The sequence below is a fragment of the Aneurinibacillus uraniidurans genome (assembly GCF_028471905.1).
In the GTDB taxonomy this organism is placed as follows: Bacteria; Bacillota; Bacilli; order Aneurinibacillales; family Aneurinibacillaceae; genus Aneurinibacillus; species Aneurinibacillus uraniidurans.
Window position 1 is genome coordinate 403800 of sequence record NZ_CP116902.1, and the last position, 19461, is coordinate 423260.

Sequence of the window (19461 nt, forward strand, 5' to 3'; positions counted from 1 at the left end):
AGAAAAACGCCTGTATATATACAGGTATTTTTCTTCATACTAATGGGACATATTTTATCTGTGCGGGACATATTTTGTCCTTTAAAGGGATGAAAAACATGGAAGATATAAATGGGATGCTTCTGTTACAGCGCATGGTGCCGGAAGCATTGACCATAATGGAAGAACGTTACCATATTTTACGCCAGATTCGCTTGCTTCAACCGGTCGGCCGACGCATGCTTGCAGATATGATGAACAGCACAGAGCGTGTCATTCGACGAGAAGTCGAATTTCTCAGGGAACAGCGCCTGCTTGATTCGAACCGGGCTGGAATGTTTGTCACCCCGGACGGAGAGAAGATGATTGAGCAGCTTCATTCCTTCTGGAAGGAAGTTGGAGGCATACGTGAACGCGAGAGAGAAGCAGAACGCTTGCTGCAGATTAGGCGTGTCGTTGTTGTACCGGGAGACGCCGATGTGAATGAATGGGTAAAGGGAGATTTAGCACGGCAGGCGGCAGAGGAATTGAACAAGCTTCTTCCCGGACATGGAGTAGTTGCTGTGGCAGGTGGTACAACCGTTGCGCAAATGGCACGGGTGGTTCGATTATTTTCACAGGCAGATCAGATAACGGTTGTTCCGGCTCGAGGTGCGCTTGGCGAAAACGTGGAGCTTGAAGCGAATACGGTGGCGGCTGAACTTGCCAGTCATGCAGGAGCTAACTATCGGCTGCTATATCTGCCCGACATGATAGAAGAAGATGTGCGCCGCAACATCGAACGGGACCCAGGAATTGCAGAAGTTCTCGAACTTATTGCCAAGACAGACGTACTCGTTCACGGCATTGGAGTCGCTTCTGAAATGTCCCGCAGACGCGGTTTAAATGAGAATGTTACTCATATACTACAAGAATGTCAGGCTGTTTCGGAAGTGTTTGGGTATTATTTCAACCGGGCTGGCGAGCTTGTGTACCGCATGAGTACGGTGGGGATGCAGATGGAAAATGTACATATGATTCCTTCTGTATTAGCTATCGCCGGAGGCAAAAGTAAAGCAGAGGCAATTGTTTCGTATATTCGGCATCGGGAGAATTATGTGCTAGTAACCGACGAGGCAGCGATACGTGAAGTGCTGGCGCTGCTTACTGAATCAACCACTAATTAAGGAGGAGATTTAGATATGACAAAGATTGCGATTAATGGATTTGGACGAATTGGCCGGAATGTATTGCGGGTAGCCTTGCAGCAAGCAGATATTGAAGTTGTCGGCATCAATGATTTGACGGATGCTCATACGTTAGCGCATTTGTTTAAATACGATTCTGTACATGGAATCTATGGGGAAGATGTATCGGTCCGCGAGAATGCGATTGTTGTGGGTGACCGTGAGATCAAAGTATCTGCAGAGCGTGATCCGGCTAACTTGCCGTGGAAAGAGTGGGGTGTTGATGTTGTCATCGAATCGACCGGACGTTTTACAAAGCGTGAGGATGCGGCGAAGCATCTGGAAGCAGGTGCGAAAAAAGTCATCATCTCGGCTCCAGCTAAAAATGAAGACATTACGATTGTGCTCGGCGTAAATGAAGAGAAATATGATCCGGCTACTCACCATATCATCTCCAATGCGTCTTGTACGACGAACTGTCTCGCACCGTTCGCGAAAGTACTACATGAGAACTTTGGTATTCGACGCGGCCTGATGACAACTGTGCATTCGTATACAAATGACCAGCAAATTCTTGACCTGCCGCATAAAGACCTGCGCCGGGCACGCGCAGCGGGCATGTCGATTATTCCGACCTCGACCGGTGCAGCCAAGGCTGTATCGCTCGTATTACCAGAACTTAAGGGTAAGTTAAATGGATTTGCAATGCGTGTACCAACACCGAACGTATCGGTTGTGGATTTGGTAGCTGAACTTGATAAAAATACAACAGCCGAAGAGATCAATGCAGCGCTGAAAAAAGCAGCAGATAATGAGTTGGCAGGAATTCTTGGCTTCTCGGACGAGCCGCTTGTATCTAAAGACTATAATGGTGATCCACGCTCTTCGATTATCGATGGCCTGTCTACGATGGTACTGGAAGATAATATGGTCAAAGTCGTTTCCTGGTACGATAATGAATGGGGATATTCAAATCGTGTGATTGATTTGGTGAATTATATTGCCAAGCACGGTTTATAAAAGATAAAATAGAAAAAGCTACGTAAAAGGAGAGAAAAAAGATGTTCTCTCCTTTTTTCTTGTATGGTAAGGAGGAAATATTCGTATGAATAAGAAATCTGTACGCGATGTAGACGTACAAGGAAAGCGAGTATTCTGTCGCTTTGATTTTAACGTGCCGATGGAAAACGGCCATATTACAGATGACACGCGCATTCGTGCGGCGCTGCCGACAATCGAATATTTAGTGCAGAATGGCGCACGCGTTATTATGGCAAGTCACTCCGGTCGTCCGAAAGGTAAAGTTGTCGAAGAAATGCGTTTGAACGCTGTAGCAGAGCGTCTGTCTCAGCTACTTGGTCAAAACGTGATAAAAGTAGATGAAGTATACAGTGAAGCGGTACGCCAGCAGGCAGAACAGCTGAAGAATGGCGACGTGATGCTGCTTGAGAACGTGCGCTTTCATCCGGGCGAAGAGAAAAACGATGAGGGACTGTCGAAACAATTCGCTTCACTGGCAGACCTGTTCGTAAATGATGCATTTGGAACTGCGCACCGGGCCCATGCTTCTACAGCAGGTGTGGCACGCTATGTGGAAGGTGTGGCGGGCTTCCTGATGGAAAAAGAGATTGAGTTCCTGGGTAAGGCATTGTCTCAACCAGAGCGTCCATTCACAGCGATCATCGGTGGAGCAAAGGTAAAAGATAAAATCGGCGTGATTGAAAATCTGCTGGAAAAAGTGGATACGTTAATCGTAGGCGGTGGCCTGTCTAATACATTTGTCAAAGCACAAGGACACGATGTAGGCAGCTCTCTTTTAGAAGAAGAAAAAGTGGAACTGGCGAAGTCTTTCATGGATAAAGCAGCACAAAAAGGCGTGAAGTTCCTCATTCCAGTCGATGTAGTAGTAGCAGACCGTTTTGCTAATGATGCTGAAACAAAAATCGTCGAGACAAATGCAATTCCTGTGGGCTGGCAGGCACTTGATATTGGTCCGAAAACGATCGAGTTGTACAAGTCTGCGATCCTTGAATCTAAAACTGTCATCTGGAACGGACCGATGGGTGTGTTTGAGATGGATGCCTTTGCAGAAGGAACAAATGCAGTGGCACGCACGCTGAAAGAAGTGAATGGGATCACAATCATTGGCGGCGGCGATTCGGTTGCAGCAGTAGAAAAAGCAGGCGTGGCAGAAGCTATGACACATATTTCGACAGGTGGCGGTGCTTCGCTTGAGTTCATGGAAGGCAAAGAACTTCCGGGGATCGCGGTACTTGCTGATAAATAAGGAGCGAAATGTATGAATCGAACACCGATTATAGCAGGAAACTGGAAGATGCATAAAACGGTAGGCGAAGCTCGGGAGTTTGCTTACGCCATTCGCAATCATAAGGTAGAAAGTGCAGTCGAGATGGTTGTGTGTGCGCCATTTACGTCCTTGTCCGCACTAGCGGAAGAACTGAAAGGTTCTGAAGTGAGAGTAGGCGCACAAAATATGCATTATGAGGCGTCTGGTGCGTACACGGGTGAGATTAGTCCAGGAATGCTGACAGACTTGGGTATACACTATGTGATCATCGGTCATTCGGAGCGCCGTGAGTATTTTGCCGAAACGGATGAAACAGTGAACAAAAAGGCGAAAGCAGCGTTTGCGAATGGACTCGTGCCGATTGTATGTGTGGGGGAAAATCTTGCACAATATGAGAGTGGCGAGACAAAAGCGCATATTCGTAATCAGGTCATTCGTGCGGTGGAAGGACTGTCAAGCGAGCAGACGAAGCAGCTTGTAATCGCCTATGAGCCGATCTGGGCAATTGGAACAGGTAAATCATCTTCAGTTGATGATGCGCAGGATGTGATCGGTTTTATCCGCAGCACGGTAGAAGATGCATTTGATAGTCAGGTAGCAGTACAGGTGCGAATTTTGTACGGAGGCTCTGTAAAGCCGGAGAATATTGCTTCATATATGGAACAGCCCGATATTGACGGTGCGCTGGTCGGGGGCGCAAGTCTGGCAGCAGATTCGTATTTGCAGCTAGTACAAGGGGTAGTAGGAGGTAAGTAAATCATGAATCGACCAAAACCGGTAGCATTAATTATTATGGACGGATTCGGTTGCCGGGACGAATTATACGGCAACGCGATTAAACAGGCAAAGAAGCCAAATTTTGATAAATACTGGGCGCAGTTCCCGCATACAACACTTGGTGCAAGCGGGTTTTCTGTCGGTCTGCCGGACGGACAGATGGGTAACTCTGAGGTAGGGCATCTTAATCTGGGCGCAGGTCGGATTGTATATCAGGATTTGACACGGATTACGAAGGCGATCCAAGAGGGCGACTTTTTTGAAAATGATGTACTGGTGAACGCTGTTCGTCATGCAAAAGAAAAGGGTACAGCACTGCATCTGTATGGCTTGCTCTCAGACGGTGGTGTACATAGTCACAATCAGCACCTGTACGCGCTATTGCGTCTGGCTAAAAAAGAAGGATTGGAGCGTGTTTACGTTCATGGCTTCCTTGATGGCCGCGATGTAGCACCGGATAGTGCAGTGGGCTATATTGAAGAACTGCAGGAAAAAATTAATGAGTACGGCGTGGGTCGTATTGCAACGGTACAGGGCCGCTACTATGCGATGGACCGCGACAAACGCTGGGAACGTACGGAGAAGTCCTATCGTGCGATGGTGTATGCAGATGGTCCGAAATTTACGGACGCAGTCGAAGCGGTGCGTGAATCGTATGAGCGCAGCGTATATGATGAGTTCGTGATGCCAACAGTAATTACGAACGAAGATGGTTCCCCAGTGGCGACTATCAAAGATAACGATGCGATTATCTTCTTTAACTTCCGCCCGGACCGTGCGATTCAGCTATCTCAAGTATTCACGAATGAAGACTTCCGTGGGTTTGACCGTGGTGAGCAACGTCCGAAGAATTTGTTCTATGTTTGCTTGACGAAGTTCAGTGAATCCGTAGACGGGTATGTAGCATATAAACCGGCGAATCTGGACAACACACTTGGTGAAGTGCTGGCACAAAACAACTTGCGCCAGCTGCGTATTGCTGAAACCGAGAAGTACCCACACGTGACCTTCTTCTTCAGTGGGGGACGTGAGGCTGAATTCCCAGGTGAGAAGCGGATTCTGATTAATTCACCAAAAGTTGCGACCTACGATCTGCAGCCTGAGATGAGCATTTATGAAGTAACAGATGCGCTGCTTGCCGAGATTGAGCAGGATGCACAAGATGTTATCATCTTAAATTTTGCAAACTGTGATATGGTGGGTCACTCCGGCATGATGGAGCCAACGATTAAAGCGGTGGAAGCGGTAGACGAATGCATGGGCAAAGTCGTAGAAGCGATTCTTGCAAAAGGTGGCGCAGCACTTGTGACAGCCGACCACGGTAATGCAGATCTGATGCTTGATGAGAATGGCAACCCGATCACATCACACAGCACGTATCCGGTACCATTCATTTTGACCAAAGATGGCATCGAACTGCGTGAGGGTGGCGTACTGGCAGATATTTCACCGACGATCCTCAAGCTGCTCGGCGTACAACAGCCATCTGAAATGACAGGGGTTGCCCTGTTTTAATGACTGATAAGAAAGCGGTGCGTTTCGCGCTGCTTTTCTATACATATTTTTAAAGAAATAAGGAGCTGACACAACAATGACGATTATCTCTGACGTATACGCACGCGAAGTACTGGATTCCCGTGGTAATCCGACAGTAGAAGTAGAAGTACATCTTGAAACAGGCGCAATGGGCCGTGCAATGGTTCCATCTGGTGCTTCCACAGGGGCACACGAAGCCGTTGAGCTTCGTGATGGCGAAACGGGTCGTTACCTCGGTAAAGGCGTTTTGAAAGCTGTTGAAAACGTAAATAACATCATTGCTCCAGAACTGATTGGCATGAACGTACTTGATCAAATCGGTATCGATACTGCATTGATCGAGATTGACGGCACAGAAAACAAAGGAAAACTTGGTGCTAATGCGATCCTTGGTGTATCAATGGCAGCAGCACGTGCAGCAGCAAATGAGCTTGAAATTCCGCTGTATGTATACCTTGGTGGATTCAATGCGAAAACACTTCCGGTTCCGATGATGAACATCTTAAATGGTGGGGCACATGCGGATAACAATGTTGATATTCAGGAATTCATGGTAATGCCAGTTGGTGCAGAAACGTTTGCACATGCTCTGCGCATGGGTGCTGAGATTTTCCATAGCCTTAAATCCGTTCTGAAAGAAAAAGGACTGAATACAGCAGTAGGTGATGAAGGCGGCTTTGCTCCGAACTTGTCTTCTAGTGAAGAAGCACTGCAAACCATTATGGCTGCCATTGAAAAAGCAGGCTACAAGCCGGGCGAAGATGTGAAGCTTGCACTTGATGTAGCTTCTACAGAGTTCTACAAAGATGGCAAATATGAGCTGGTAGGCGAAGGCGTAAGCAAAACGTCTGACGAAATGGTTGACTACCTTGAAATGCTCGTAAATAAATATCCGATTATCTCCATTGAAGACGGTCTGGCTGAAGACGATTGGGACGGTTGGAAAAAGCTCACTGACCGCATTGGCGATCGCGTACAGCTCGTAGGGGATGACCTGTTCGTAACGAATACAGTTCGTCTGGCTCAAGGTATCGAGAAAGGTACAGCGAACTCGATTCTTGTCAAAGTAAACCAGATCGGTACATTGACTGAAACATTCGATGCGATCGAAATGGCGAAGCGTGCTGGCTATACAGCTGTTATCTCTCACCGTTCTGGTGAAACAGAAGATTCCATTATTGCCGACATTGCCGTTGCAACAAACGCAGGCCAGATCAAAACAGGTGCTCCATCCCGTACAGACCGCGTAGCGAAATACAATCAACTTCTCCGCATTGAGGACGAGCTTGATGCGATTAGCAAATATGCAGGTTTTAGCGCGTTCTACAATATTAAGAAGTAAATCAGACGCTAGTTTTTAGGGAAGAGCCCGGCTGTATAGGCTGGGCTCTTTTTTGTTTGGAATGATTTTTAACAGAAAGTATATTATAATTAGGAGAAAGGTAAAGGAGGCTTGCGCGATGAGACAAAACATCATTGACATCGTCATTGCCCGGATTAAGGAGCGGGGCGGTCGAGTGACTGTGCAGCGTCTGGCAATCATTAATGTTCTACTGCGGCTTGACCATCCAACAGCCGAAGAGATTTACCAGTTTATGCAGGATGATTTTCCGACGCTGTCATTTACGACCGTATATAATACACTCAAATCACTGAAAGAGCTGGGCGTTGTTCATGAACATTATCAAGATGAGCGTTCACGTTTCGAGATTACAGAAGAAGTGCATCATCACTTCCATTGTCTTCGTTGCGATAAACTGATCGACATCTTAGATGACAACGTATCGATTCAGATTGCTGCAGATATTAAAGAGCAGTATGACATACGGGAGACCAGAGTTATGTTAGAAGGTGTCTGTCCGACGTGCTTAGCTAAGGAAGAGGACAAGCCTTGAAGAGCAGGATTTTTTGTGATACAGTAAATGATGGCATAGCATAAGCTTGTGTAGCACTCCGTAGTGGGGAGGACAGAAGAATGGCAGTAGCATTAAAAATTGTACTTGTGATTATTTGTATTGCGTTGATCGGCGTTGTACTGCTTCAGTCCAGTAAAAGTGCAGGACTTGGTTCGATTAGCGGGGGTGCGGAACAGATCATGGGCAAAGCAAAGGCACGTGGTATTGATGCCGTTTTAAATAAAATCACAGTCGTACTGGCCGCACTGTTTATTGTATTATCGATTACTGTTGCTTACATCGTTAAATAGGTACGAAAGCGGAAAACAGCAAGTGTGATGACTTGCTGTTTTTGTTTAGCTACAAACGCTCGCGAAAGGAGCCTTCTATATGATTGGATGTTTGTTGATCCATGGATTTACGGGGAGTCCTTATGAAATAGAGCCGCTTGCGAGTCACCTATCTGGCCGCGGCTGGCGCATCGAAACACCGGTATTAGCCGGACATGGTGGAGATTCACGCAGCCTTCGTGATGTGACCTGGAATGATTGGGTACGCTCTGCCGAAGAGGTGCTGCAGGATATGGTAATAACCTGTCGAAAAGTGTATGTCATTGGTTTTTCAATGGGGGGCATGATTGCGGCTCATTTGGCCACCCGTTATAACATTGACCGGCTTGTGCTTTTGAATGCCAGCTTATTTTATATGAATCCACGTCAACTATTCCGCGATGCAGCATCGATCATCAAGAAACATTTCACCTCAGAAATAGATGCGCGAGACGCGTATCGTCGCTACTTGAGAAAAGCAGTAACTACTCCGCCGCGTGCTGTTATCCATTTCCGTCATCTTGTGAAAGTGCTTCGACAAGAATTGCCGCACATTACTGTGCCGACTCTGATTATTCAAGGTGGGCAGGACGATCTGGTGGAGCCTCGCAGTGCTTCCTATATTTACAACCAGATTCGTTCAAAGGAGAAATATATGCATATTCTTCCACAATCCAAACATATGATTTGTCATGATTGTGAGCAGGCGCAGCTTTTTGACTTGATCGATCATTTTCTGGGAAAATGAGGAGAGGGAATATTTGCGCAGCAAGAAGGAGGATGCAGATTGAAAAGCAAACGGCGATCTCCGGAAGCCTTCACGTATGAAGGTGGAGAAAAAGGGATATTGCTCATTCATGGATTTACCGGAAGTACTGCTGAACTACAGCCGATGGGCCGTTATTTCCAGCGTCTAGGCTATACCGTTCATGCGCCGCTTCTCGCCGGACATGGGACGTCTCCAGAAGATATGGCGAAGACACGATGGACGGACTGGTGGCAAAGTGTGCAGGAAGGATATGAGAATCTGAAGCAGGCAGGGTGCAGCTCGATTGCCGCAGTAGGTTTGTCGATGGGGGGACTCTTCGCACTGCGCGTCGCTCATCAGTATCCAGTCGTAGCTGCGATTGCGATGAATGCTCCGATTGAAGTACGGGATAAGAGGATTCGTTGGGCCAGGTATGCTAGGTATGTCAAACCATACATTCCGCGTCGGGGTAGGAAGCCTGATCATATTGAATCAGGAATTATTCCGTATGACCGTGACCCACTTGTTTGTATCGCCAGCTTGTGGGATTTGATTGGCACAGTTAAAAAAGAACTTTCTTACATAACAATACCGACGCTTGTGATGCAGTCCGAGCAGGATGAAACGATTGAACCTGCAAGTGCGGATTATATTTATGAGCAGATTCGTTCAAACTATAAAGAAATACAGCGCTACGCAAAATCCGGTCATATTATCACGCTGGATAAAGAGCGAGAGCATGTGTTTTCGGATGCAGCGGCGTTTTTGGACCGGATTTGGGGAAAAGAAGCATAAAGCTGCAGATTATTACGAAAATGAGGAGGACTCGCATGCCAACAGAAACAGATATTTTAACCTTTATGCGAGAGCAAATATATCGTCCGATGACTGTAAGAGAGCTCGAAGAAGCATTTGGTGTTGATTCGGCCAGCTCATTTAAGGACTTCGTAAAGATATTGAATCATCTTGAGGATACAGGACAGATTATTCGGACAAGGGCGAACCGCTATGGCGTGCCGGAAAAAATGAATTTGATTCGTGGACGCCTGCAAGGTCACGCTAAAGGATTTGGATTCGTCATTCCGGAAGAAAAAGGACAGCAGGATGTGTATGTAAGCTCGGATGATATGCACGGGGCACTAAATGGAGATACCGTATTGGTCCGTTTGAATCCGAATGCACGTGGCCCACGTCTTGAAGGAGAAATTGTCCGCGTGGTGAATCGCGGTAATGCGATGATCGTTGGTACATACCAGGATGAGAAGCATTACGGATTTGTCATAACGGATGATAAGCGTATTGCAAAAGATATTTTCATTCCGAAGGGAGAGTCGCTGGGTGCAGTCGATGGTCATAAAGTTGTCGTCGAAATCGTACGCTACCCGGAGACAGGTCGGGGCAATCCAGAAGGTAAGGTAGTAGAAATTCTCGGCCATAAAAACGATCCAGGCGTTGATATTCTGTCAATTATCCGCAAATATGACTTACCGGAAAGTTTTCCGGATGATGTCATGAAAGAAGCAGAAGAGGTACCGGAGACGATTAGCGAAGACGAAATTCGTGGACGTCGTGACTTGCGCGATCGTGTGATGGTGACGATTGATGGAGCGGATGCCAAAGACCTTGACGATGCGGTATCGATTGAAACACTTCCGAACGGTCATTACCGTCTTGGTGTACATATCGCAGACGTAAGCTATTACGTCAAAGAAGGCTCCGCACTTGATACAGAGGCGTTCAAGCGAGGGACAAGCGTGTATCTGGTAGACCGTGTAATCCCGATGATCCCTCATCGCCTGTCAAACGGGATTTGCAGCTTGAATCCACAGGTGGATCGACTCACCTTATCATGCGACATGGAGATTGATTCAGAGGGCAACGTAGTCAATCACGACATTTATGAAAGTGTCATTCGGACAAATGAGCGGATGACATATTCGGATGTATACAAAATTTTGGAAGAAGATGATCAGGAGCTTATTGCACGCTATGGCGAATTAGTCGATCATTTCCGTGCAATGAAAGAGCTGGCACTTACGCTGCGTCAGTACCGGATGGAGCGCGGAGCGATTGATTTTGACTTTGGTGAAGCGAAAATTCTGGTAGACCGAGAAGGGAATCCGACAGAAGTACGGATGCGCGAGCGAACGATTGCGGAGCGATTGATTGAAGAGTTCATGCTGAAGGCAAATGAAACCGTAGCGGAGCATTTCAACACGATGCGCGTGCCGTTCATTTATCGAATTCACGAAGACCCGGATAGCGACCGTCTGCAAACGTTCCTAGAGTTCGTGACGAACTTCGGTTATTTTGTTCGTGGAAGTTCGACCGATATTCACCCACGCACATTGCAGACGCTGCTTGAGCAGGCAAAAGATACACCGGAAGAGACGGTAATCTCGAAGGTTATGCTGCGCTCCATGAAGCAGGCGAAGTACGATGCAGAAAACCAGGGACACTTCGGGCTGGCAGCGGAATTCTATACGCACTTTACGTCGCCAATTCGTCGTTATCCAGACTTAATCGTACATCGGATGATTCGCGAATCGCTCAAGCCGGGTGGATTCACGTCAGAGCGTATTGAAGAGTGGACATTAAAAATGCCGGACGTGGCCAAGCAGTCATCTGAGCGGGAGCGGAATGCGGTAGATGCTGAGCGCGAAACAGATGATCTGAAAAAATCAGAATTCATGCTGCGTCATATGAATGAAGAGTTCGATGGCATTATTAGCAGTGTGGCTGCTTTCGGGATGTTTATTGAGCTGCCGAACACAATCGAAGGTATGGTTCACATTAGCAACCTGACAGACGATTATTACGACTTCCACGAGAAGCAATATGCGCTCGTTGGCCAGCGTACCGGACGCATTTTCCGTATTGGGGATGAAGTGAAGGTGCGTGTGGTGAATGTGAATGTAGATGAGCATACGATTGATTTTGAAGTCGTTGGTTTGCCAAAAAGCAAGCATGCCTCACGAGATGGTGGAGCACGTAAAGCAAAAGTTATCCAGGCGACAACATCTGAACGGAAACATCGGGGCAAGGGAAAACCGGCACAGGGAAAGGACAACCCGTTCTGGAAAGAAGCGCTTGATAAGAAGAAAAGCAAGAAAAACGGTAAATCGAAGCCGGCTAAGAAAAAGAAGAAAAAATAAGCATGGCTTGGGGAGCGCTTTTACTGCGCTCCCTTTTTGTGAAAAATAAGAGCGATCTAAAGATGAGACTGTCTCAAAAGCCAGAACATGGTGAGCAAGACAGTCTTTTTGCAGAATCGACAACGTTTCGGTTTACAAAAAGACTCTCATCGCCAGAATGAATTTGCTCGGGTAGCCACTGGCTTTTTGGAATCCTGCTCCCTTTATTTTTTACCTGCATAGCAAAGCTCAGCTTCTTGATATTGCTTGATGGTGTTTATCCAAAGTGTGCTAGGAGTCGGGATCGGGTGGGGCAGTGGAACGCCTGTGCGCGACTCCCTAGCGTAAGGTGGTAGGTGAACGGGCCTTTGCCCACAATGCTTCGATGCAAATACATCCCGGACATTTTTTGTGGGCGAGTTCGCTTGGCACCTGGAGCGGACAGTCCTCACTTCTCTGTAAGCGTACCGAAGTGACGTGGCCCCGCCCGATCCCGACTCCTCCACTACACGTTGGGAAAATCCAAAACCCATCATGTTCATTTTTATCAGTAGGTGTCGTCCTACGCCTTTTTTGCAAACGACATTTTGTGGTACTATGTAGAGATAGAGCAAAGGAAGAAGGAGACGGCCTATGGGTAAGGAAGGAATTAAAGTGGTTGCGCAGAATAAAAAGGCGCGTCATGATTATTTTATTGAAGAAACGATGGAAGCAGGTATCGTCCTAACAGGAACGGAGATCAAGTCCATCCGCCGGGGACGGGTGAATCTAAAGGACAGCTACGCCCGGATTCGTGATGGGGAAGCGTTCGTGCTGAACATGCATATTAGTGAATATGAGCAGGGCAATCGCTACAACCATGATCCACTGCGGGAGCGTAAGCTGTTGCTGCATCGCGCAGAGATTCATCGCCTGATTGGGCAGACGAAGATTCACGGGTTAACACTCGTGCCACTGCGTCTGTATCTGAAGGGTGGCTTCTGCAAGATCGAGATCGGCATAGCCAAGGGTAAGAAAAACTATGACAAGCGTGAGTCGCTTAAACAAAAAGATGCAAAGCGAGAAATGGAGCGGGCATTGCGGGAACGCAATCGCTGATCAAGCTGGCAACTGGTCCATTATTAAGCAGAACAGTGTTCATTGCATGGTATAGCAACGTATGATATACTACGAATACAGCCTGATACGTCAGGCATTATGCTCTCACATTTCCCGGGAGCTTCCCATTGCGGGGGCGTTCTGGATTCGACGGGGATGGTTCGAGCATGAGTAGCGAGCCGGTGGGTTGCGATTCCGTTAACAACGCAAGCGTAAATATAAACGCTAAAGAACAAAACAACTTCGCTTTAGCTGCCTAATAAGCAGTAGCGGTCCTATCTCTCCATCGTCCATGTGGCGGGAATAGGACTCACCCTTTAGTGGACTACGCCTAACGCTTCCGTCTGGAGCCGAGGGAAGAGATCAATCAGACTAGCCTATTAGGTAGTGGGTTGCCTGGCAGCCCGATAGGCGAATCAACCACAGGCAACTGCGCTCGGAGAAGCTTATGTCATCGGAGTCTTCGGACGTGGGTTCGATTCCCACCGCCTCCATCATAAGTATAGATGGAGAGAATGAAGCGAATATAAAATAAAGTAGATCAGCTAATGGTATGGCTGATCTTTTTATTCCTCTATTTTCGGAGAATTGAACAAAAGCTAACACGGGAGGGGTAGCAGTGGAAGAGTGGTTCCTGTTATTTTCAGCGGATGATATCAATACACTGCTAGCTTTTGTCTCGGCTTGTATTGTTGCTGTTCTTTTATTCAGATATGGTAGTAACAGCTGCAAAATATCTAAAACTAATACAAAATTCAATAAAACGCCGAAGCTTATTAAAACTAATATTAATCCAAACGTAATCGAGAAATATCCCGTTCAGCCAATGCACAACGTATTGTATACACGCTGGATTTCTATAAGAAGCGGTGATGAGGAACCGCTTATCTCTTTTCCTGTGTAACCTTATAAAATAATTTTCACAGGAGGAGATCGTTATGTTAAAGCTAATTGGGGAAGTGCTTTTGTATTTTGTTGGATTACCTTTGTTTGCTTTTCAAACATTTGGAGGTCTTCAATCGATAGTTCGACTTTTCGCAGATGTTTCTCAATATACGAATCATTATTAGTGAGCCAGAAGTCCTTTAGGAGAAATCCTGAAGGGCTTTTTTGCGTGCGGGGGGCATTTATGCTTATCGAAGTCGATTAGCCATTGTTATCCCATGCTTCAAACACTTCACTAGCAACGAATAAAGCGTTCAATGCGCGAGGAACTCCTGCATAGCTGCCTACCGTTTCACATACAGCGACGATATCTTCTTTCGTTGCCCCGCTGCGCAACGCTGCTTCAATGTGTACGCGCAGTTGTTCCTGAAGACCGCCCTGAGAGGCAAGGGAGGCGACAACACAAAGCTCTCTTGTGCGTATATCTAGTGCATGGTCTGCATACAATTCACCGGCAATGTATTCGTACACATGATCTACGAGCCTTGGGCTGAGCGGGCGAATTCTTTCTAATACATTATTTCCTGTTTCGCCAAAAATAGCTTCAAACTGGGTTATATTTTGAGGTGTTGGCATTTTATCCACTCCTTTTTAATTTTCCATTTTTTTATTATATTACAAAATTTATCTATATTAAAGTCTCCCTGCATTAGAATTCCTGTATAGCGCTCGAAAAGTACATAAATGCAAATCAAGGTTTTAGGTAAAGCTAGGAGCAGGAGGGAGTCTGATGGAATACATAAAAACAGAAGCGAAAAAGCATAAGAAGCTTACGAAGGCTAAAATTATTCGCCGAACGTTGTTTATTTTTCTTGGAGCAGCCCTTGTTTCGATTGGATTGGAAATCTTTCTTGTTCCTAACAACATTATTGATGGGGGAATCGTCGGCATCTCAATTATTCTTTCCCATCTTACCGGGCTTACGCTTGGACTGTTTCTCTTCTTATTGAATCTTCCTTTTCTCATTATTGGATATAAGCAGATTGGCAAGACATTTGCGATTTCTACATTGCTTGGGGTTAGCGTGATGTCAATTGGGACCTCACTTTTGCATCCGGTTTCAAGCGTGACAGAAGATCCGTTATTAGCAGCTGTATTTGGAGGCATTATTCTGGGGATTGGCGTTGGGCTGGTGATTCGCTACGGGGGGTCGCTGGATGGAACGGAGATTGTAGCGATTCTCTTCAACAAGAAGCTTCCTTTCTCAGTTGGGGAAACCGTAATGTTCTTTAATATTTTTATTCTTGGCAGTGCAGGCTTTGTATTTGGCTGGGATCGGGCGATGTATTCATTGATCGCCTATTTTATCGCATTCAAAATGATTGATGTAACCATTCTTGGTCTAGATGAATCACGCTCAGTCTGGATTATTAGTGACAAAGACGAAGAGATTGGGGATGCCCTTCTTAGACGCCTTGGACGTGGTGTGACGTATTTAAGCGGAGAAGGGGCATATACGGGGGAGCGAAAGAAGGTTGTGTTTTGTGTCATTAGCCGCCTGGAGGAAGCGAAGCTGAAGACAATTATTGAAGATATTGACCCTGGGGCGTTTCTCGCGGTTGGGGCGATTAGTAATGTAAAAGGTGGAAACTTTAAGAAGAAAAGTATTCATTAGGAAAGAGTAGAGGATGAAAGGAGCTCGTCATAATCAAGAGCGGAAAGGTAGATAAGTCTAAAAATTTCCTCTATACTAATTCATAGTAGCGGAGGTGGATAAATTGGGACAAACATCTAACAAACAAACAATCGGTTTTATCGGTACAGGCGTCATGGGAAAAAGCATGGCAGGACACCTTATGGCAGGTGGCTATCCGGTACTTGTTTATACACGTACGAAGGAAAAAGCAGCGGATCTGCTGGAGAAGGGTGCTATCTGGAAAGATACCGTAGCAGAATTGGCAGCTGAAGCAGACGTCGTGATTACAATGATTGGATACCCGAAAGACGTCGAAGAAGTATATCTTGGCGAAGGCGGGATTTTCGCGCATGCGAAGCCTGGTACATATGCGATTGATATGACAACATCAAGCCCGATTCTAGCGCGTCGAATTTATGAAGCCGCTCAGGAAAAAGGCATTCATGTATTGGATGCGCCAGTATCCGGTGGTGATGTCGGGGCACAGAATGCTCGTCTGTCGATTATGGTTGGCGGGAATAAAGAGGACTTTGATGCGATGGTTCCGATTTTTGAGAAGATGGGGACGAACATCGTGTATCAAGGCAAGGCAGGATCGGGACAGCATACTAAAATGTGCAACCAGATCGCGATTGCATCCGGCATGATCGGGGTATGTGAAGCGATGATTTATGCGAAGAATGCGGGGCTTGATCAGCGAACTGTGCTCAAAAGCATTGAAACAGGAGCGGCAGGTAGCTTCTCTCTCAGCAATCTTGCGCCACGCATGATCGATGGCAACTTTGATCCAGGCTTTTATGTGAAGCATTTCATCAAGGATATGGGCATTGCGCTTGAATCTGCGAAAGAAATGGGCCTATGGACACCGGGGCTTGAATTGACGAAGAAGCTGTATGAGGAACTTGCGGCTAAAGGCGAAGAAAATAGCGGCACACACGCTCTTTATAAGCTACTTGATACCCAAAAGCATGCAGAATAATGAATAGGTATATGGAAACAGCTTGCCAAATGGTAGGCTGTTTTTTTGTAAGTAAAGGAATTATGTCCATACATCTCCTAATGTTTGAACTAAACTTTTCCGGTAAAGTAAGGGACGTAGATAAATAAGCAGAAAATTCTACAGCTAGGTGGGAACAGGGGAAACTCCCACTCCTTACACATAAAGGGAGGAGACGGTTCAACATGAAGAAAAGATGGGCAGCGATTGCGCTTACAGGAATGATGGCGGTCAGTGTGTTTGCAGGTACGGTATCTACTGCATCCAAGGTATCTGCTGCAAGTGTTTCGGTGACTGCACAAAAAGGGTCAGCTGTAAATATTGCTAATGAGCAAAAGGTTATTAATAACATAATTCAAACAGGAAAAAGTCTAATTGGACAGGCTCGGTATAGCCATACATATAATGCGTCGTATACGATGGATTGTTCAGGATTCACGTATTATATTTTTAAGAAGAATGGTATTGATTTAAAGACACGGGACGATGATAAGCAAGTTTCCTATGGCAAATATGTTCCGAAGAACCAGTTAAAAGCGGGCGATTTGATTTTTTACAATGCCAATAAACCACGCCAGGATGTAACACATGTCGGGATATATATTGGTGATGGTAAGGTGCTGCACATGGCCAATTCATCATCTAATGTAACGATCAGCAAGTTAAGCAGCAGCTGGCATACGAAAAACTACCTGACTGCTCGCCGTATCATCCAGTAAAGAAAGCAAAAAGGACGCCGAAATGCTCGGTGTCCTTTTTGTATATTATGCAGAAGCTGTTTTTGTTAAGTATCCACTTAGCACGCGAATTGCCACTTCAATTGCGTCCTCACTCGGTTCAATTCGGGCGTGATGCAGGCCGTATGGTGTACTCACACCAAGCCAGAACAGGAAGCCTGGAATTTGCTCGAGAAAGTAGCCGAAGTCTTCACCTGTCATCGCAGTCGGACATTCGATCAGCTCGGCTGTACCACTTTCACGTACCCAGTTCATAAAATCACGGGTAATGTCTTCGTTGTTATATACCTGACAGTAATTCGCGCCGTAATCAATCGCTCCCTGGCACTCGAATCCGGCTTCAATGCCATGAACAAGTGCTTCGATACGGGATTTTACTTTGTGCATCGATTCCATCGACAGCGTACGGATAGTGCCTTCTAAGCGTGCATGCTCAGCAATGATGTTCTGCTTCGTGCCGCCTTCGATCTTACCAACTGTAACGACGGCTGAATCAAGTGGATCGATATTGCGTGCGACGATACTTTGCAGTTGCGTTGCCAGATGGGCTGCTGCAACGACCATGTCATTAGCTGTATGCGGGAACGCCGCATGTCCACCTTTGCCGTGCAAGTCGATGAATAGCTCGGACGTATTAGCGAACAGAATGCCGGGCTTAAGTGCAACGGAGCCAACCGGATGTTCCGGTGCGATATGCAGGGCGAAGATGCAATCTGGACGCCAGGCAGCGAATTCTTCGCTTTCCAGCATCGGTTGTGCACCGCCTGGACCTTCTTCCGCCGGTTGAAAAATAAACACAAGATCATCACGGACAGGATGATGGACAAAATGCGTGAGCACACCGAGTCCGATGGCCATGTGCATATCATGACCGCATGCATGCATGTAGCCAGGATGTTCCGATTTAAAATCATACGAGGTATCTTCGGTAATCGGCAGCCCGTCCATATCAGCTCGGTAGCCGATGCGTTTGGTAGGGTTTGTCCCTTTAACTAGCACAAGAATGCCAGTGCGCCATGTTTTATGCTCCATACGCTCCTGTGGTAGGGTTGCTAAATAATCAAGCAGATACTTTTGTGTCTTAAACTCCGCAAATCCTGGCTCGGGAATGCGATGCAGGTCGCGGCGGATGGATACGAATGATTGTGCGTTTACGGTAGTCATCGGATGCGGCCCCTATTACAGTTGGCGCAGTTCCTGTTTGATTTCCGTTTTGGATTTTGTTTTTTCATCGATCTGTTTAATCACACGAGCTGGTGTGCCAGCTACAACTGTGTATGGTGGCACGTCTTCGATTACAACCGCACCAGCTGCAACAACCGCACCTTTTCCTACACGGCAGCCTTCGAGTACAACGGCATTTGCACCGATGACAACATCATCTTCTACAACAACTGGCTGCGCTGATGGCGGTTCGATAACGCCTGCGATAACCGTACCAGCACCGATGTGGCAGTTCTTGCCGATTGTACCGCGACCACCGACAACAACGTTCATGTCAATCATAGTGCCCTCGCCAATTACCGCGCCGATGTTGATGGAAGCACCCATCATGATAACCGCGTTGTTACCGATTTCAACTTGATCACGGATGATTGCACCTGGCTCAATGCGAGCATGGATGTTTTTCATGTCGAGAAGTGGAATCGCAGAGTTACGACGATCGTTTTCTACGACATAATCTTCGATGCGATCTTTGTTTGTTTCGAGTACAGGTTGAACTTCTTTCCAGTCGCCGAAAAGAACGCCTGTATTACCTGTGATGAAGCTTTTTGTACTAGCACCGAAATCGATGCCTGCCAGATCACCTTTTACATATACTTTCACCGGTGTTTTCTTTTCGCTTTTTTGAATAAATTCGATAATTTGTTGTGCATTCATTTCTTGCATGATTTAGTGTCTCCCTTCGTCACTCGTAGCTTATAAAAATACAATGAGGATGTATAATCCTCATTGCGATTATTAGCATTATAACATTCCCGGTCAACCAGAGAAACGGGTAAAGGCAAAAAGCTTAGCATCTGAATGGGAACCTGTTGTAATCAGATCATGGATGATGTCACACGCTATGATGCTATAATATCCTTTTGTAGGAAGAAATGTTGTTAGTATTTCCTTTCGCACATGGTGTATGCTTTTTTATTTTTATTTCATACTAGGTAATATGGAACGTATA

At 46.3% G+C, this 19461-nt stretch carries 20 protein-coding genes and 1 other RNA gene; 18 read left to right on the plus strand and 3 right to left on the minus strand.

Translation table 11 applies throughout. The features are described 5' to 3' along the window. Nucleotides 1-98 precede the first annotated feature (98 nt). The 15 genes from PO771_RS02010 to PO771_RS02080 all read left to right on the plus strand — a co-directional run bounded on the left by PO771_RS02010 (nt 99) and on the right by PO771_RS02080 (nt 14040). On the plus strand, nt 99-1145 hold the full coding sequence (locus tag PO771_RS02010; protein ID WP_272561636.1) for a sugar-binding transcriptional regulator: 1047 nt from the start codon (nt 99-101) through the stop codon (nt 1143-1145). A 15-nt stretch (nt 1146-1160) separates the two neighbouring features. Beyond that, nucleotides 1161-2165: an ArsJ-associated glyceraldehyde-3-phosphate dehydrogenase gene (locus PO771_RS02015; protein WP_272561637.1), complete on the plus strand. Its 1005-nt coding sequence runs from the start codon at nt 1161-1163 to the stop codon at nt 2163-2165. 85 nt (nt 2166-2250) lie between these two features. Next, nucleotides 2251-3432: a phosphoglycerate kinase gene (locus tag PO771_RS02020; RefSeq protein WP_272561638.1), complete on the plus strand. Its 1182-nt coding sequence runs from the start codon at nt 2251-2253 to the stop codon at nt 3430-3432. Between the two features lie 12 nt (nt 3433-3444). Beyond that, nucleotides 3445-4209 carry a triose-phosphate isomerase gene (gene tpiA, locus PO771_RS02025; RefSeq protein ID WP_272561639.1) on the plus strand — a complete coding sequence of 255 codons (765 nt, stop codon included), beginning with the start codon at nt 3445-3447 and terminating at the stop codon, nt 4207-4209. Next, a complete protein-coding gene (gene gpmI, locus PO771_RS02030; protein ID WP_422664998.1) occupies nt 4210-5745 on the plus strand; it encodes a 2,3-bisphosphoglycerate-independent phosphoglycerate mutase in 1536 nt (511 codons plus the stop codon). Nucleotides 5746-5821: 76 nt separating this feature from the next. Further along, on the plus strand, nt 5822-7108 hold the full coding sequence (gene eno / locus PO771_RS02035; RefSeq protein ID WP_272561641.1) for a phosphopyruvate hydratase: 1287 nt from the start codon (nt 5822-5824) through the stop codon (nt 7106-7108). A 118-nt stretch (nt 7109-7226) separates the two neighbouring features. Further along, on the plus strand, nt 7227-7661 hold the full coding sequence (locus tag PO771_RS02040) for a Fur family transcriptional regulator (RefSeq protein ID WP_272561642.1): 435 nt from the start codon (nt 7227-7229) through the stop codon (nt 7659-7661). A gap of 80 nt (nt 7662-7741) precedes the next feature. Beyond that, nucleotides 7742-7972 (plus strand): preprotein translocase subunit SecG, encoded by a 231-nt coding sequence (secG, locus tag PO771_RS02045; RefSeq protein ID WP_272561643.1) that lies wholly within the window; start codon nt 7742-7744, stop codon nt 7970-7972. A 79-nt stretch (nt 7973-8051) separates the two neighbouring features. Continuing rightward, nucleotides 8052-8738 (plus strand): alpha/beta hydrolase, encoded by a 687-nt coding sequence (locus tag PO771_RS02050; protein ID WP_272561644.1) that lies wholly within the window; start codon nt 8052-8054, stop codon nt 8736-8738. A gap of 39 nt (nt 8739-8777) precedes the next feature. Next, nucleotides 8778-9533 (plus strand): alpha/beta hydrolase, encoded by a 756-nt coding sequence (locus PO771_RS02055; protein ID WP_272561645.1) that lies wholly within the window; start codon nt 8778-8780, stop codon nt 9531-9533. Between the two features lie 35 nt (nt 9534-9568). Beyond that, the gene (gene rnr / locus PO771_RS02060) at nt 9569-11893 is read left to right on the plus strand and encodes a ribonuclease R (RefSeq protein WP_272561646.1); all 2325 of its coding nucleotides are present in this window, start codon (nt 9569-9571) and stop codon (nt 11891-11893) included. Nucleotides 11894-12505: 612 nt separating this feature from the next. Next, nucleotides 12506-12970: an SsrA-binding protein SmpB gene (gene smpB / locus PO771_RS02065; protein WP_272561647.1), complete on the plus strand. Its 465-nt coding sequence runs from the start codon at nt 12506-12508 to the stop codon at nt 12968-12970. Nucleotides 12971-13102: 132 nt separating this feature from the next. Further along, nucleotides 13103-13467, plus strand: a transfer-messenger RNA (tmRNA) gene (ssrA, locus tag PO771_RS02070). Nucleotides 13468-13589: 122 nt separating this feature from the next. Then, complete coding sequence (locus PO771_RS02075) at nt 13590-13874, plus strand: hypothetical protein (RefSeq protein WP_272561648.1); 285 nt, start codon at nt 13590-13592, stop codon at nt 13872-13874. 34 nt (nt 13875-13908) lie between these two features. Beyond that, nucleotides 13909-14040 carry a hypothetical protein gene (locus PO771_RS02080; protein ID WP_272561649.1) on the plus strand — a complete coding sequence of 44 codons (132 nt, stop codon included), beginning with the start codon at nt 13909-13911 and terminating at the stop codon, nt 14038-14040. A 76-nt stretch (nt 14041-14116) separates the two neighbouring features. Here PO771_RS02080 and PO771_RS02085 read toward each other — a convergent pair whose 3' ends face one another. Further along, nucleotides 14117-14491, minus strand: a complete 375-nt coding sequence (locus PO771_RS02085; protein WP_272561650.1) for a carboxymuconolactone decarboxylase family protein — start codon at nt 14489-14491, stop codon at nt 14117-14119. Nucleotides 14492-14645: 154 nt separating this feature from the next. On the opposite strand from PO771_RS02085, the gene PO771_RS02090 reads away from it, so the two are divergent. From PO771_RS02090 to PO771_RS02100, 3 genes are all read left to right on the plus strand, one after another. Continuing rightward, nucleotides 14646-15530, plus strand: a complete 885-nt coding sequence (locus PO771_RS02090; RefSeq protein ID WP_272561651.1) for a YitT family protein — start codon at nt 14646-14648, stop codon at nt 15528-15530. 103 nt (nt 15531-15633) lie between these two features. Continuing rightward, nucleotides 15634-16530, plus strand: coding sequence for an NAD(P)-dependent oxidoreductase (locus tag PO771_RS02095; protein WP_272561652.1), 897 nt, complete (start codon nt 15634-15636; stop codon nt 16528-16530). Nucleotides 16531-16733: 203 nt separating this feature from the next. After that, on the plus strand, nt 16734-17267 hold the full coding sequence (locus tag PO771_RS02100; protein WP_272561653.1) for a C40 family peptidase: 534 nt from the start codon (nt 16734-16736) through the stop codon (nt 17265-17267). Between the two features lie 45 nt (nt 17268-17312). Here PO771_RS02100 and PO771_RS02105 read toward each other — a convergent pair whose 3' ends face one another. Together PO771_RS02105 and dapD are read right to left on the minus strand one after the other, a co-directional pair. Continuing rightward, nucleotides 17313-18449, minus strand: coding sequence for an N-acetyldiaminopimelate deacetylase (locus tag PO771_RS02105; RefSeq protein WP_272561654.1), 1137 nt, complete (start codon nt 18447-18449; stop codon nt 17313-17315). A gap of 15 nt (nt 18450-18464) precedes the next feature. Continuing rightward, on the minus strand, nt 18465-19175 hold the full coding sequence (gene dapD / locus PO771_RS02110; RefSeq protein ID WP_272561655.1) for a 2,3,4,5-tetrahydropyridine-2,6-dicarboxylate N-acetyltransferase: 711 nt from the start codon (nt 19173-19175) through the stop codon (nt 18465-18467). Nucleotides 19176-19461: the final 286 nt, after the last annotated feature.